This window comes from Micromonospora sp. I033, from assembly GCF_053890995.1.
This window is the reverse complement of the sequence record NZ_JBSSLX010000380.1, coordinates 1-1,844: the sequence shown is the minus strand read 5'-3', so window position 1 is coordinate 1,844 and position 1,844 is coordinate 1. Positions and strand designations below refer to the sequence as shown.

The 1,844-nt window shown below is 76.8% G+C and carries 1 protein-coding gene and 1 pseudogene; one reads left to right on the top strand and one right to left on the bottom strand.

Annotated elements, in window-relative coordinates; genetic code table 11:
• Positions 1–257, bottom strand: a pseudogene (locus ACW0Q9_RS30335) (peptidase S1); the annotation flags it as partial.
• Between the two features lie 217 nt (positions 258–474).
• On the opposite strand from ACW0Q9_RS30335, the gene ACW0Q9_RS30330 reads away from it, so the two are divergent.
• On the top strand, positions 475–1,797 hold the full coding sequence (locus ACW0Q9_RS30330; protein ID WP_456187168.1) for an HRDC domain-containing protein: 1,323 nt from the start codon (positions 475–477) through the stop codon (positions 1,795–1,797).
• Positions 1,798–1,844: the final 47 nt, after the last annotated feature.

Genomic DNA, 1,844 nt, shown 5'->3' with positions numbered 1-1,844 from the left:
GCACCCGGCTGGTCGGCGCCCGATCCGGTCGGCGCGGCGCCCGGCGGCGGGAAACCCTCGGTGGACGGGCCCGGGAGGTTCGGGGCCGGCGCGGCGGGATAGCCGGACGGCTGACCCGGGACGGTGGCATGGCCGGTCGGCGGGACGATGCGCGGCGGCAGGGGGCCCGGCCGGTCGGCCCCGGCCCGCCCCTGGTCGGCCGTCTCGTCGCCGTCCTGCCCCGGCACGCCGTCACCGGCCCCGTAAGCACCCGTCATGATCGCCCAGTCCTCCCCCGTGACCGCCCCGCCGAGGACGTTGTGGCCGTCCGCGGCTCGATGGACCGTACCTGCGTGAACGGGGTTTGTCTTCCCCGTTGTCCGACCCTGCCACCCCGGCGCAACCCGACCCTGTCACGACATCTCCGGGACACCGCGCCGACACGCGCCCGACCGGCTGCGCACACCGGATCGCCCGGCGCACTAGGGTTGTCAGGTGACCGACGAACCACCCCTGCGCCGTCGGGCCGCCGAAAGCCGTACGGAAGAGGCCTCGCCGCTGCCGTCCTCGGCCACGCCGGAGCCGGCGGACGCGGGGACCGAACCCACCGCCGGTGGGCCCGTCCCGCTGACCGCCCCGCGCGACGGCACACCCGCGCCGGTGGCCACTCCGCGCGAGCTCGACGAGATCGTGGCCCGTTTCGCGGCCGGCACCGGCCCGGTGGCCCTGGACGCCGAGCGCGCCTCCGGCTACCGCTACAGCCAGCGCGCCTACCTGGTGCAGCTGCGCCGGGCGGGCTCCGGCACGGCGCTGATCGACCCGCTGCCCCTGCCCGACCTGAGCGCCCTCGACGCGGCGATCGCCGAGGCCGAGTGGGTGCTGCACGCCGCCAGCCAGGATCTCGCCTGCCTGGCCGAGCTTGGGCTGCGCCCGCGCCGGCTGTTCGACACCGAGCTGGCCGCCCGGCTGGCCGGCTTCGAGCGGGTGGGCCTGGCCGCGCTGACCGAGCAGCTGCTGGGCTACAGCCTGGAGAAGCACCACTCCGCGGCGGACTGGTCGAGCCGGCCGCTGCCGGAGTCCTGGCTCACCTACGCGGCGCTGGACGTGGAACTGCTGGTGGACCTGCGCGACGCGCTCGACGAGGAACTGGAGAAGCAGGGCAAGTCGGCGTGGGCGGCGGAGGAGTTCGCCGCGCTGGTCCGCACCGGCGCCCGGCCGCCCCGGGTGCGCGCCGAGCCCTGGCGCCGCACCTCGGGCATCCACCGGGTGCGCGGCGCGCGGGCGCAGGCCCGGGTCCGCTCGCTGTGGTACGCGCGGGACCAGATCGCCGCGCGGCGGGACGCCGCACCGGGTCGGGTGCTGCCGGACTCGGCGATCGTGGCGGCCGCCGAGTTGGACCCGAAGGACGAGAAGACCCTGCTCACCCTCCCCGGTTTCGGTGGCCGCTCGGTGCGCCGGCTGGCGCGTACCTGGCTGGCGGCCCTGGACGACGCCCGCCAGCTGCCGGACGACGCCCTGCCGGTGACCCCGGTGGTGGAGGGGCCGCCCCCGCCGCACCGGTGGGCCGAGCGGGACCCGGTGGCGGCCGGCCGGCTGGCCCGCTGCCGGGAGGTCGTGGTCGGCACGGCCGGCGCGCACAACCTGCCGCCGGAGAACCTCGTCGCCCCGGACTACGTCCGCCGCCTGGCCTGGCAGCCGCCCGAGGAGATCACCGACGACACCGTCGCGGAGACCCTGCGCACCTTCGGCGCCCGCGAATGGCAGATCAACCTCCTCCTCCCCGCCCTGACCCAGGCCCTCCACCTCCCGGAGTCCTGACCGGACCCCCGCGTCGATCATGAGGTTGGCGGCAGTTCCGGAGATCG